The organism is Streptomyces sp. cg35, from assembly GCF_050410835.1.
Classification (GTDB): domain Bacteria; phylum Actinomycetota; class Actinomycetes; order Streptomycetales; family Streptomycetaceae; genus Streptomyces.
In genome coordinates, this window is the sequence record NZ_CP191268.1 from 5,033,911 (window position 1) to 5,046,709 (window position 12,799).

Genomic DNA, 12,799 nt, shown 5'->3' on the forward strand with positions numbered 1-12,799 from the left:
GACCGTTTCGACGCCATGAGGGAGATGCTGAGCGACGGGCCGCTCGACGTCCTCACCGGCGACTATCTCGCCGAGCTGACCATGCTGATCCTGGGCCGCGACCGGCTCAAGGACCCGGGGCGCGGCTATGCCCGTACCTTCCTGCGGCAGCTGGAGGAGTGCCTCGGGCTCGCCGTCGAGCGCGGCACCAGGATCGTGGCGAACGCCGGAGGGCTCAACCCCGCTGGACTCGCCTCCGCCGTGCGGGAGTTGAGTGCCAAGCTGGGCATCCCCGTGCGGGTCGCCCACGTCGAGGGCGACGACCTGCTCGGCACCGGCCGCTTCCCCGGCGCCCTCACCGCCAACGCCTACCTCGGCGGCGCCGGCATCACCGCCTGCCTGGAGGCCGGCGCCGACATCGTGGTCACCGGCCGCGTCACCGACGCCGCGCTCGTCAGCGGTCCCGCCGCCTGGCACTTCGGCTGGGGCTACGAGGGCCGGGCCGCGTACGACCGGCTGGCCGGGGCCGTCGTCGCCGGGCACGTCCTGGAGTGCGGGACGCAGGCGACCGGCGGGAACTACTCCCGATTCGCCCGGCACGCGGACCGGCTGGCCCGTCCCGGGTTCCCCCTCGCCGAGATCCACGAGGACGGGTCCGCCGTCGTCACCAAGCACCTCGGCACCGGCGGCCTCGTCGACACCGGCACCGTCACCGCCCAGCTGCTGTACGAGACCGGGGGCGCCCGGTACGCGGGGCCCGACGTCACCGCCCGGCTCGACTCCGTCCATCTGGAACAGCAGGGCCCCGACCGGGTCCGTGTCCACGGCGTACGCGGCGAGGCGCCGCCGCCCACCCTGAAGGTCGGCCTGAACCGGCTCGGCGGATTCCGCAACGAGGTCGTGTTCGTGCTCACCGGGCTCGACATCGACGCCAAGGCCGCCCTCGTCCGGCAGCAGATGGACGACGCCTTCGGGCGCGCCGCGTCCCGTCCCGAGCAGGTGCGGTGGGAGCTGGCGCGGACCGACCGGCCCGACGCCGGCACCGAGGAGACCGCGAGCGCCCTGCTGCGGCTCGTCGTGCGCGACCAGGACCAGAACGCCGTCGGGCGGGCGCTGAGCGGCGCCGCCGTGGAGCTGGCCCTCGGCTCCTACCCCGGCTTCCACGTCACCGCCCCGCCCGGCAAGGGCTCCCCGTACGGCGTCTTCGAGGCCGCGTTCGTCGAGCGCGGCGACGTCCCGCACGTCGCCGTTCTCCCGGACGGCGTGCGGCACGTCGTCCCGCCGCACGAAGGTCCCACCCGGGCCCCGGCCCCCGTCGACGAGCCCGCCCTGCCCGAGCCGCTGCCCGCCGGGCCCACCCGCCGCGCGCCCCTCGGGCTCGTCGCCGGGGCCCGCAGCGGCGACAAGGGCGGCGACGCCAACATCGGCATCTGGGCGGACAGCGACGACGCGTGGCGCTGGCTCGCCCACACCCTCACCGTCGACGTGCTGCGCCAACTCCTGCCGGAGACAGCTGACTTGCCTGTCACCCGGCACGTGCTCCCGAACCTCCGCGCCCTGAACTTCACCGTCGAGTCCATCCTCGGCGAGGGCGTCGCCGCGCAGGCCCGCTTCGACCCGCAGGCCAAGGGCCTCGGCGAATGGCTGCGCTCCCGCCACCTCGACATACCGGAGGCTCTGCTGTGACCGTCCTGGCCAGCGCCCTGGACACCCGGTCCGACGACTACGCCGCCCATCGCGCCGCCCTCCTCGACAAGCTGACCGCACTCGACACCGAGCACGCGAAGGCGCTGGCCGGTGGCGGCGAGAAGTACGTCCAACGGCACCGCGGGCGCGGCAAGTTGCTCGCCCGCGAACGCATCGAGCTTCTCCTCGACCCCGACACGCCCTTCCTGGAGCTGTCGCCGCTCGCCGCCTGGGGCAGCGACTACACCGTGGGCGCCTCCCTCGTCACCGGGATCGGGGTCGTCGAGGGCGTGGAGTGCCTGATCACCGCGAACGACCCGACCGTACGCGGCGGCGCCAGCAACCCCTGGTCCCTGAAGAAGGCCCTGCGCGCCAACGAGATCGCGTACGCCAACCGGCTGCCCTGCATCTCCCTCGTCGAGTCCGGCGGCGCCGATCTGCCGTCCCAGAAGGAGATCTTCATCCCGGGCGGCGCCATCTTCCGCGACATCACCCGGCTGTCCGCCGCCGGCATCCCGACCGTCGCCGTCGTCTTCGGCAACTCCACGGCCGGCGGCGCCTACATCCCCGGCATGTCCGACCACGTGATCATGGTCAAGGAGAAGGCGAAGGTGTTCCTCGGCGGGCCGCCGCTGGTGAAGATGGCCACCGGCGAGGAGAGCGACGACGAGTCGCTGGGCGGCGCCGAGATGCACGCCCGCACCTCCGGCCTCGCCGACTACTTCGCCCACGACGAGCAGGACGCGATCCGGCAGGCCCGCCGCGTCGTCGCCCGCCTCAACCACCGTAAGGCGTACGGCGATCCACAGCTTGTGGAGCCGCCCAAGTACGACCCCGAGGAGCTGCTCGGGATCGTGCCCGAGGACCTGAAGGTGCCGTTCGACCCGCGCGAGGTCATCGCCCGGATCGTCGACGGCTCCGACTTCGACGAGTTCAAGCCGCTGTACGGGTCCAGCCTCGTCACCGGATGGGCCGCCCTGCACGGCTATCCCGTCGGCGTCCTCGCCAACGCCCAGGGCGTGCTGTTCAGCGAGGAGTCGCAGAAGGCCGCCCAGTTCATCCAGCTCGCCAACCAGCGCGACATCCCCCTCCTCTTCCTCCACAACACCACCGGCTACATGGTCGGCAAGGAGTACGAGCAGGGCGGCATCATCAAGCACGGCTCGATGATGATCAACGCGGTCTCCAACTCCCGCGTCCCGCACCTGTCGGTGCTGATGGGCGCCTCGTACGGGGCCGGGCACTACGGGATGTGCGGGCGGGCCTACGACCCCCGCTTCCTGTTCGCCTGGCCCAGCGCCAAGTCCGCCGTCATGGGCCCGCAGCAGCTCGCGGGCGTCCTGTCGATCGTGGCCCGCCAGTCCGCCGCCGCGAAGGGGCAGCCGTACGACGACGACGCGGACGCCGCGCTGCGCGCCATGGTGGAGCAGCAGATCGAGTCGGAGTCGCTGCCGATGTTCCTGTCCGGGCGGCTCTACGACGACGGGGTCATCGACCCGCGCGACACCCGCACCGTCCTCGGCATCTGCCTGTCCGCGATCCACACCGCACCGTACGAGGGCGCCCGCGGCGGCTTCGGCGTCTTCCGGATGTGAGGGGCCAAATGATCACCAGTGTGCTCGTCGCCAACCGCGGCGAGATCGCCTGCCGTGTCTTCCGTACCTGCCGTGACCTGGGCATTCGTACGGTCGCCGTGCACTCGGACCCGGACGCGGACGCGCTGCACGTGCGCGCGGCGGACCTCGCCGTACGGCTCCCGGGCGCCACCCCCGCCGACACGTACCTGCGCGCCGACCTCGTCGTGAAGGCCGCCCTGGACGCGGGCGCCGACGCCGTCCACCCCGGCTACGGCTTCCTGTCCGAGAACGCCGACTTCGCGCGGGCCGTCACCGACGCCGGGCTCGTCTGGATCGGGCCGCCGCCCGAGGCGATCGAGGCCATGGCGTCCAAGACCCGCGCCAAGGAACTGATGGGCATCGCGCCGCTCGGTGACGTCACCGAGGCGGACCTGCCGGTCCTCGTGAAGGCCGCCGCCGGCGGCGGCGGACGCGGCATGCGGGTCGTACGGCGACTGGCCGACCTGAAGGAAGAGCTGGCGGCCGCGGGGGCCGAGGCGCTGTCCGCCTTCGGGGACGGCGAGGTGTTCGTCGAGCCGTACGTCGAGGGCGGGCGGCACGTCGAGGTGCAGGTCCTCGCCGACGCGCACGGCACCGTGTGGCAGCTCGGCACCCGCGACTGCTCGCTGCAGCGCCGCCATCAGAAGGTGATCGAGGAGGCGCCCGCGCCGGGTCTCACCCCCGAACTTAGCTCTGATGTCCATGAGTTGGCCGAGCGGGCCGTGCGGGCCACCGGGTACGTGGGTGCCGGGACCGTCGAGTTCCTCGTGGCCGGTGACACCGCGCACTTCCTGGAGATGAACACCCGGCTCCAGGTCGAACACCCCGTCACCGAGGCCGTGTTCGGGCTCGACCTCGTCGCGCTGCAGCTGCGGGTCGCCGAGGGCGAGCCGCTCGACTCCGAGCCTCCGGCGCCGCGCGGGCACGCCGTCGAGGCCCGCCTGTACGCCGAGGCCCCGGCCGCCGGGTTCGCCCCGCAGACCGGAACCCTGCACCGGCTGTCCGTCCCCGGGAGCGTGCGGCTCGACACCGGGTACACCGACGGCGACACCATCGGCGTGCACTACGACGCCATGCTCGCCAAGGTCGTCGCGCACGCGCCCACCCGCGCCGCCGCCGTCCGCGCCCTCGCCGGGGCCCTGGAGCGCGCCGAGGTGCACGGCCCGGTGACCAACCGGGACCTGCTCGTCCGCTCCCTGCACCACCCCGAGTTCACCGACGGGCGCATGGACACCGGGTTCTACGAGCGGCACCTCGCCGAGCTGACGGCCCCGGAGCCGGACCCGTACGCGCCGCTGGCCGCCGCTCTCGCCCAGGCCCGCGGGCACTCGCGCTTCGGCGGCTTCCGCAACGTCCCCGCGCGGCCCCAGACCAAGCGCTACCGCACCGAACCGGACGGCACCGAGCACGAGGTCCGCTACCGGCACACCCGTGACGGCCTGACCGCGGACGACGACGCGGGCGTACGCGTCGTGCACGCCGCACCGGACCGGGTGGTCCTCGACGTGGGCGGCGTACAGAAGAAGTTCGCCGTCGCCGCCTACGGGGACCGGGTGTACGTGAACGGCGTCGCCCTCACCGCCCTGCCCCGGTTCACCGACCCGAGCGAGCAGCGCGTCCCCGGCTCGCTGCTCGCCCCGATGCCCGGCACCGTCGTCCGCGTCGCCGAAGGGCTCGCCGAGGGCGCCGCCGTCACCGCCGGACAGCCCCTGATCTGGCTGGAGGCCATGAAGATGGAGCACCGCATCACCGCTCCCGCCTCCGGAACGCTCACCGCCCTGCACGCCGCCGTCGGCCGCCAGGTCGAGGTGGGTTCCCTGTTGGCCGTAGTCGTGGAGGAAACGCCCGCATGAGCACTGACCGAGTCGTTCTCGAAACCGAAGAGCACCAGGCGCTGCGCGCGGCCGTCTCGGCGCTCGGCAAGCGGTTCGGCCGCGACTACATGACCCGGGTCACCGCCGCCGAGGGCCACCCCGAGGAACTGTGGGCCGAGGCCGCCAAGCTCGGCTACCTCGGCGTCAACCTCCCGGAGGAGTACGGGGGAGGAGGCGGCGGAATCAGCGAACTCTCCATCGTGTTGGAGGAGTTGGGGGCCGCCGGCTCGCCCCTGCTGATGATGGTCGTGTCGCCCGCGATCTGCGGCACCGTGATCTCCCGGTTCGGCACCGAGGAGCAGAAGCGGGCCTGGCTGCCGGGGCTCGCCGACGGCAGCCGCACCATGGCCTTCGGCATCACCGAACCCGACGCCGGATCCAACTCGCACCGGATCACCACCACCGCCCGCAAGGACGACGACGGCTCGTGGGTGCTGACCGGCCGCAAGGTGTTCATATCCGGCGTCGACATCGCCGACGCCACCCTCATCGTGGGCCGCACCTCCGACGCCCGCACCGGCCGGCTCAAGCCCTGCCTGTTCATCGTCCCGCGGGACACGCCCGGCTTCGAGCGCCGGCAGATCGACATGGAACTCCAGGCTCCGGAGAAGCAGTTCGAACTGACCCTTGACGACGTGCGGCTACCCGCCGACGCTCTCGTGGGTGACGAGGACGCGGGCCTGCTCCAGCTGTTCGCCGGGCTCAACCCGGAGCGCGTGATGACCGCCGCGTTCGCCATCGGCATGGGCCGCTTCGCGCTCGCCCGCGCCGTCGGATACGCCCGCGAGCGCACCGTGTGGAAGGACCCCATCGGCGCCCACCAGGCCATCGCCCACCCCCTCGCCCAGGTCCACATCGAACTGGAACTGGCCCGCCTGATGATGCAGAAGGCGGCCCGCCTGTACGACGAGGGCGACGACATCGGCGCCGGCGAGGCCGCCAACATGGCCAAGTACGCGGCCGCCGAGGCCTGCGTGCGCGCCGTCGACCAGGCCGTGCACACACTCGGCGGCAACGGCCTCACCCGCGAGTTCGGCCTCGCCTCCCTCATCACCGGATCACGCGTGGCGCGCATCGCCCCGGTGAGCCGGGAGATGATCCTCAACTACGTGTCCCACCAGACCCTGGGTCTGCCCAAGTCGTACTGAGCACAACTGCCCTTCTTCGAAGAGGAGTTCAGCATGGTGTTCCGGAGTGAGTACGAGGACGCAGCCGTCGTCGACGAGCCCATTCACGACGCCGTGCTCGGGGGTGCCGCCGCCCGCGGCGACGCCCCCGCCCTCGTCGACGCGGTGGCCGGCACGACGATCACGTACGCCCAGCTCGACCAGTTCCATCGCAGAGTGGCCGCCGGGCTCGCCGGGGCGGGCGTCCGCAAGGGCGACGTCGTGGCCCTGCACAGCCCCAACACGGTCGCCTACCCGGTGGCGTTCTACGGCGCCACCCGCGCGGGCGCCTCCGTGACGACGGTCCATCCGCTGGCCACGCCCGAGGAGTTCGCGAAGCAGCTGCGGGACTCCGCCGCGAGCTGGATCGTCACCGTCACCCCGCTGCTGGAGGCGGCCCGGGCCGCGGCCGGCATCGCGGGCGGCGTACGGGAGATCTTCGTCTGTGACCCGCCGGGCGACAGCGGCCACCGCTCGCTGCTCGACATGCTCGCCACGGACGCTCCCGAGCCGGCCGTCGCGATCGACCCGGCCGAGGACGTGGCGGCGCTGCCGTACTCCTCGGGCACCACCGGCGTCCCCAAGGGCGTCATGCTCACCCACCGCAACATCGCCACGAACCTCGCCCAGCTGGAACCCCTGATCCCGACCCACCAGGGCGAGCGCGTCCTCGCGGTCCTGCCGTTCTTCCACATCTACGGCCTGACCGCCCTCATGAACGCCCCGCTGCGACAGGGCGCGACCGTGGTCGTCCTGCCCCGCTTCGACCTCGACACGTTCCTCGCCGCGATCGAGAAGCACCGCATCGACGCGCTGTACGTGGCCCCGCCGATCGTCCTCGCCCTCGCCAAACACCCGGCCGTCGAGGGCTACGACCTGTCGTCGCTGCGGTACATCATCAGCGCGGCGGCGCCCCTGGACGCCGACCTCGCGCAGGCCTGCTCGCGCCGCCTCGGCCTGCCGCCCGTCGGCCAGGCCTACGGCATGACGGAACTCTCGCCCGGTACGCACGTCGTCCCCCTGGCGGCCGAGAACCCGCCGCCGGGCACCGTCGGCAAGCTGATCGCGTCGACCGAGATGCGGCTGCTGTCCCTGGACGACCCGGCGAAGGACGCCGCCCCCGGCGAACCCGGCGAGATCCTCATCCGCGGCCCGCAGGTCATGAAGGGCTACCTCGGCCGCCCCCAGGCCACCGTCGACATGATCGACCGCGACGGCTGGGTGCACACCGGGGACGTCGGCGAGGTCGACGGCGACGGCTGGCTGTTCGTCGTCGACCGCGTCAAGGAACTCATCAAGTACAAGGGCTTCCAGGTCGCCCCCGCCGAGCTGGAAGCGGTGCTCCTCACCCACGACGGCATCGCGGACGCGGCGGTCATCGGCGTCCTCGACGACGACGGCAACGAGATCCCGAAGGCGTTCGTGGTGCGCGCCGACCCCGCCCTGAGCGAGACGGACGTGACGGCGTACGTCGCCGAGCGCGTCGCCCCGTACAAGAAGATCCGCCGCGTCGCGTTCATCGACGGGGTGCCGCGCGCGGCCTCCGGGAAGATCCTGCGCCGCCAACTGAGGGAGAGCTGATGCCGGCCGGCAATCTCGTCCACTACGCCCACACCCGCGGCGTCACCACGCTCACCCTGGACTCGCCCGCCAACCGCAATGCCCTGTCCTCGGCCCTCGTCGGCGAACTCGCCGAGCGGCTCGCCCGGGCCGGGAAGGACCACGACGTACGCGCCGTGGTCCTCACCCACACCGGCACCACGTTCAGCGCGGGCGCCGATCTGCGTGATCCGCCCGACCCGGACGCGCTGGTGGGCCTGCTCCGCCGGCTCGTCGAGCTGCCCAAGCCGGTGGTGGCCCGGGTCGACGGACACGTCAGGGCGGGCGGCCTCGGGCTGCTCGGCGCCTGCGACATCGCCGCGGCCTCGGCGGCGTCGACCTTCGCCTTCACGGAGGTACGCATCGGCGTCGCCCCCGCAGTGATCTCCCTGCCGCTGCTGCCGCGTCTGGACCCGCGCGCGGTGGCCCGCTACTACCTGACGGGGGAGAGGTTCGACGCGGCCGAGGCCTCGCGGATCGGGCTCGTGACGGTGGCCTCGGCGCCGGACGAGGACGTGGACGGCGTACTGGAACCGGTCCTCGACGGGCTGCGCAGGGCCTCCCCGCAGGGCCTGGCCGAGACGAAGAAGCTGCTCACGGTTAAGGTCCTGGAAGCCTTCGACCGGGACGCGCGGGCGCTCACCGGGCTGTCGGCGCGGCTGTTCGGCTCCGCGCAGGCTCACGAAGGGATGACGGCCTTTCTCGAACGACGGGACCCCGCATGGGTGTTGTGACCCCACGTGCCGTGACGGCACCGAAGCAGGACCGCTCGCGCGCCACCCGGCAGAAGCTCCTGGAATCGGCGGTGGCGTGCCTGGCCGAACGCGGCTGGTCCGGCTCCACGGTGTCCGTCGTCGCCGAACACGCCGGGGTCTCGCGGGGCGCGGCCCAGCACCACTTCCCGACCCGCGAGGACCTGTTCACGGCCGCCGTCGAGTACGTCGCCGAGGAACGCTCGGTCGCGCTGCGGGGCCTGCGCCCGCAGGGCCGCTCCGAGGCGGTCGCGGCCCTGGTCGACCTCTACACCGGGCCGCTGTTCCGGGCGGCCCTGCACCTGTGGGTCGCCGCGTCGCACGAGCCCCAGCTGAGCGACCGGGTCGCCGAACTGGAGGCCCGGGTCGGCCGCGAGACGCACCGCATCGCCGTCGAGCTGCTGGACGCGGACGAGTCCGTGCCCGGGGTGCGGGAGACCGTGCAGGGGCTGCTGGACATGGCGCGCGGCCTCGGGCTGGCGAATCTGCTGACGGACGACAGGGCGCGGCGGGAGCGGGTCGTCTCCGAGTGGGGCGGGATCGTGGAGCGGGTGCTGGGCTGAGCGGGGCCGTCGCTCGGGTGAGTTCCCCGCGCCCCTGAGATGGCGCACGGAGTGCGCATCTGCGGGGGTGCGGGGAACCGCGCGACCGGCCACGACGAACCCGCAGTCGCGAACGGTCGCAGACTCCCGGGCTATTGGGCGATGTCGGCGTAGCCCTCGATGTCCTGGGGCGGACGGGACGCCGGTCCCACATAACGCGCCGAGGGACGCACAAGCCGCCCCGTCCGCTTCTGCTCCAGCACATGCGCCGACCATCCCGCCGTACGGGCACACGTGAACATGGACGTGAACATATGGGCCGGCACCTCGGCGAAGTCGAGCACGATCGCCGCCCAGAACTCCACGTTCGTGGCGAGCACCCGGTCGGGCCGCCGCGCGTGCAGCTCGGCCAGCGCCGCCTTCTCCAGCGCCTCGGCCACCTCGAACCGCGGGGCGCCCAGTTCCCGGGCCGTCCGGCGCAGCACCCGCGCACGCGGGTCCTCGGCGCGGTACACCCGGTGCCCGAAGCCCATCAGCCGCTCGCCCTTGTCGAGCGCCTTGCGGACGTACGCGTCGGCGTCCCCGGTCCGCTCGATCTCCTCGATCATGCCGAGGACGCGGGAGGGCGCGCCGCCGTGCAGCGGCCCGGACATGGCGCCGACGGCACCGGACAGCGCCGCGGCGACGTCCGCGCCGGTCGAGGCGATGACGCGGGCGGTGAACGTGGAGGCGTTCATGCCGTGCTCGGCGGCGGAGGTCCAGTACGCGTCGACGGCCGCGACGTGCTTGGGGTCCGGCTCCCCGCGCCAGCGGATCATGAACCGTTCGACGACGGACTGCGCCTTGTCGATCTCGCTCTGCGGCACCATCGGCAGGCCCTGCCCGCGCGCGGACTGCGCGACGTAGGACAGGGCCATGACGGCGGCGCGGGCGAGGTCGTCACGGGCCTGCTTCTCGTCGATGTCGAGCAGCGGCTTGAGGCCCCAGACGGGCGCGAGCATGGCGAGCGCCGACTGCACGTCGACGCGGATGTCCCCGGAGTGGACGGGGATCGGGAACGGCTCGGCCGGCGGCAGGCCCGGGTTGAAGGCGCCGTCGACCAGCAGCCCCCAGACGTTCCCGAACGACACGTGGCCGACGAGATCCTCGATGTCGACGCCCCGGTACCGCAGGGCGCCGCCCTCCTTGTCCGGTTCGGCGATCTCCGTCTCGAAGGCGACGACTCCCTCGAGGCCAGGTACAAAGCCGGGGTCGAAGTCGGACATCAGGCGGCTCCTCTTGATGCGTGGACTGTGCTGCATGAGTGACGGATGCGCGGTCGCACAGGACTCGCGCTCCGGGTCGGTCACACCCGTGATGCCCCGTACGGCACGCGGTCACCCAACCGGCAGGCGGACCGTTTCGGCATCGTTTCGGCACCAGGAAGATAACCCTCGGTGCCACAGATGGCGAGAGTTCGCGGCACTCAGTGCCATGTTTCACTCCGTGCGTGTCCGTTCGGCGTCTCGCGGCCATCGCCCGTACGGCAGGATGACGCCGTGACCGCCCACGACGACGTCGAATCAGCGCCCGGTGCCGAACCCGATCCCGCCGCCATGCGGGAGCAGTACCGCACCCGCGACGGCGGGCTCCTGGAGTCCGATCTCGCCGCGCACCCGATGGAACAGTTCACGCGCTGGTTCAAGCAGGCGGCGGCCCCCGGCTCCCCGCTCGCCGAGCCGAACGCGATGGTCGTCTCCACGGCCGACGCCGAGGGGCGGCCCAGCTCCCGCACGGTGCTGCTGAAGTCGTACGACGACGAGGGCTTCGTCTTCTACACCAACTACGGCTCCCGCAAGGCCCGGGACCTCGCCGCGAACCCGCACATCGGGCTGCTGTTCCCCTGGCACCCGATGAGCCGTCAGGTCCTCGTCACCGGGACGGCGGCGCGTACCTCCCGGCGGGAGACGGAGGAGTACTTCCACTCGCGGCCGCACGGGTCCCAGCTGGGCGCCTGGGCCAGCGCGCAGTCCTCCGTGATCGCGTCGCGGGGCGAACTGGACGCGGCGTACGAGGAATTGGTCCGGCGCTGTCCGGAGGGCGCGGAGGTTCCCGTGCCGCCGCACTGGGGTGGCTTCCGGGTCGTCCCCGAGACGGTGGAGTTCTGGCAGGGCCGCGAGAACCGTCTGCACGACCGGCTCCGCTTCGTCTGTGCCGGGCCCGGCGTCTGGCGCGTCGAGCGGCTCAGCCCGTGACGAGCGCTGCGCTTTCGCCGTAGGCGTGCGGGGTGTGCCGGCGGGTGCGGGTCCGGTGGGGGCTGGTCGCGCAGTTCCCCGCGCCCCTGGAGAGGCCCACTTCGTGCGCCGTCTCCATCGGAGAAGGCTGCGTCCAGCGCATGCCTTCAGGGGCGCGGGGAACTGCGCGACCGGCCACGACGCAACCCGCATCCGCCGCCGAACCCGAAGGTTCCACGGCGAAAGGGCGCCCCGGCCCGCCTAGAGCTCGGCCAGGACCCCGTCGAGGAACGGCTCGATCGCCGCGCGCCACGCGTCCGGCTGGTCGTAGTGGACGAGATGCCCGGCGTCGGCCACCTCCGCGTACTCGCCCCGCGGCAGCACCCGCACCATCTCCTGCGCCTCCGCCCGCCCCAGCTGCCCGTCGAGCCCGCGCAGCACGAGCGTCGGGCACTGCACGGCGGCCAGCTCCTCCCAGTGCGCGTCGTACACCCACGTCGAGCGCGCCTGGAGCATCTGGCGCCGGGAGAACACCGGCCGCCAGCCGTCCGGGGTCTCGGTCATCACCTCGGCGTAGAACTCGCCGCGCGACGGATTGGGCCGCTCCACCCAGGGGTCGTCCTCGCCGAACCACTTGCGGACGTCCGCGAGCGTGGCGAACGGCAGCGGCCAGGCCTTGAACCAGTCCTCCCACTCCCGCTGGGAGGCGGCGCCGAGCGCCGAGGCCCGCATGTCGCAGATGACCAGTCCGCGGACGAGATCGGGTCTGCGGGCGGCGAGCTGCCAGGCCGTGAGCGCCCCCATGGAGTGCCCGATGAGGACGGCGGGCTCCAGGCCCAGCTGCACCAGCGCCGCCTCCGCGTCCAGCACGTACGCCTCCCGGTCGAACGGCCCCTGCGGGGGCTTGTCGCTCTGACCGTGCCCGCGCTGGTCCAGGGCGACCGCCCGGTGCCGCTCGGCGAGCCAGCGCGTGGTGCCGGCCCAATGGGACGCCCGGCCCATCAGGCCGTGCAGTAACAGGACTCCGGGGGTGCGCCCGGCCTCGCCCGTCTTGGGCGGGTCGGCGAACTCCCAGGCGGCCAGGCGGACCCCGCCCGCTCCGGTCACGTCGATGCGCCGCGCCATAGGCCCTGGCACCCCCTCGTGGTCGCGCCTGCAGTCGCGTACCCGCGCACGCTATCGAACCTTTATTCGAAAGCGTGGCGCTCTTCGGTAACACCCCTCGTTTGAGTGACAACGCTCAAGGAATGACCGGCGCCGCCGAGGGGATCTCTTTCTCGGGAGGCGGACCGCTCGGGGAAATCGGTCCGGAGGGGATGACCCTGGGAGCTCGGGGCTCCGGGTCAGAACAGGGGAGGACAGGCCCCGGCGC

11 protein-coding genes are annotated in these 12,799 nt (G+C 72.7%); 8 read left to right on the forward strand and 3 right to left on the reverse strand.

All coding sequences use genetic code 11. The annotated features are described in order from the left end of the window. The first annotated feature begins 15 nt into the window (after window positions 1–15). The 7 genes from ACQUQD_RS22940 to ACQUQD_RS22970 are packed head-to-tail and all read left to right on the forward strand — an operon-like array spanning window position 16 to window position 9,235. A complete protein-coding gene (locus tag ACQUQD_RS22940; protein WP_428957635.1) occupies window positions 16–1,665 on the forward strand; it encodes an acyclic terpene utilization AtuA family protein in 1,650 nt (549 codons plus the stop codon). Beyond that, the gene (locus tag ACQUQD_RS22945; RefSeq protein WP_428954005.1) at window positions 1,662–3,260 is read left to right on the forward strand and encodes an acyl-CoA carboxylase subunit beta; all 1,599 of its coding nucleotides are present in this window, start codon (window positions 1,662–1,664) and stop codon (window positions 3,258–3,260) included. The genes ACQUQD_RS22940 and ACQUQD_RS22945 overlap by 4 nt, the downstream gene beginning before the upstream one ends. A gap of 8 nt (window positions 3,261–3,268) precedes the next feature. Next, entirely contained in the window at window positions 3,269–5,134 is a 1,866-nt protein-coding gene (locus ACQUQD_RS22950; RefSeq protein ID WP_428954006.1) for an acetyl/propionyl/methylcrotonyl-CoA carboxylase subunit alpha, read from the forward strand. Continuing rightward, window positions 5,131–6,303 carry an acyl-CoA dehydrogenase family protein gene (locus ACQUQD_RS22955; protein ID WP_428954007.1) on the forward strand — a complete coding sequence of 391 codons (1,173 nt, stop codon included), beginning with the start codon at window positions 5,131–5,133 and terminating at the stop codon, window positions 6,301–6,303. Before ACQUQD_RS22950 ends, ACQUQD_RS22955 begins: the two co-directional genes overlap by 4 nt. A gap of 36 nt (window positions 6,304–6,339) precedes the next feature. Beyond that, window positions 6,340–7,902: a 4-coumarate--CoA ligase family protein gene (locus tag ACQUQD_RS22960; protein WP_428957636.1), complete on the forward strand. Its 1,563-nt coding sequence runs from the start codon at window positions 6,340–6,342 to the stop codon at window positions 7,900–7,902. Then, on the forward strand, window positions 7,902–8,654 hold the full coding sequence (locus tag ACQUQD_RS22965; protein WP_428954008.1) for an enoyl-CoA hydratase family protein: 753 nt from the start codon (window positions 7,902–7,904) through the stop codon (window positions 8,652–8,654). Before ACQUQD_RS22960 ends, ACQUQD_RS22965 begins: the two co-directional genes overlap by 1 nt. Beyond that, on the forward strand, window positions 8,642–9,235 hold the full coding sequence (locus ACQUQD_RS22970; protein ID WP_428954009.1) for a TetR/AcrR family transcriptional regulator: 594 nt from the start codon (window positions 8,642–8,644) through the stop codon (window positions 9,233–9,235). Before ACQUQD_RS22965 ends, ACQUQD_RS22970 begins: the two co-directional genes overlap by 13 nt. A 131-nt stretch (window positions 9,236–9,366) precedes the next feature. Here the strand turns inward: ACQUQD_RS22970 and ACQUQD_RS22975 are convergent, their stop codons facing one another. Further along, on the reverse strand, window positions 9,367–10,479 hold the full coding sequence (locus ACQUQD_RS22975; protein WP_428954010.1) for a citrate synthase 2: 1,113 nt from the start codon (window positions 10,477–10,479) through the stop codon (window positions 9,367–9,369). Window positions 10,480–10,809: 330 nt separating this feature from the next. Between ACQUQD_RS22975 and pdxH the strand changes: the two genes are divergently transcribed. Then, on the forward strand, window positions 10,810–11,448 hold the full coding sequence (pdxH, locus tag ACQUQD_RS22980; RefSeq protein ID WP_428957637.1) for a pyridoxamine 5'-phosphate oxidase: 639 nt from the start codon (window positions 10,810–10,812) through the stop codon (window positions 11,446–11,448). Here pdxH and ACQUQD_RS22985 read toward each other — a convergent pair. Together ACQUQD_RS22985 and ACQUQD_RS22990 are read right to left on the reverse strand one after the other, a co-directional pair. Continuing rightward, entirely contained in the window at window positions 11,438–11,566 is a 129-nt protein-coding gene (locus tag ACQUQD_RS22985; RefSeq protein ID WP_428954011.1) for a hypothetical protein, read from the reverse strand. The genes pdxH and ACQUQD_RS22985 overlap by 11 nt on opposite strands. A gap of 122 nt (window positions 11,567–11,688) precedes the next feature. After that, window positions 11,689–12,552 carry an alpha/beta fold hydrolase gene (locus ACQUQD_RS22990; RefSeq protein ID WP_428954012.1) on the reverse strand — a complete coding sequence of 288 codons (864 nt, stop codon included), beginning with the start codon at window positions 12,550–12,552 and terminating at the stop codon, window positions 11,689–11,691. Window positions 12,553–12,799: the final 247 nt, after the last annotated feature.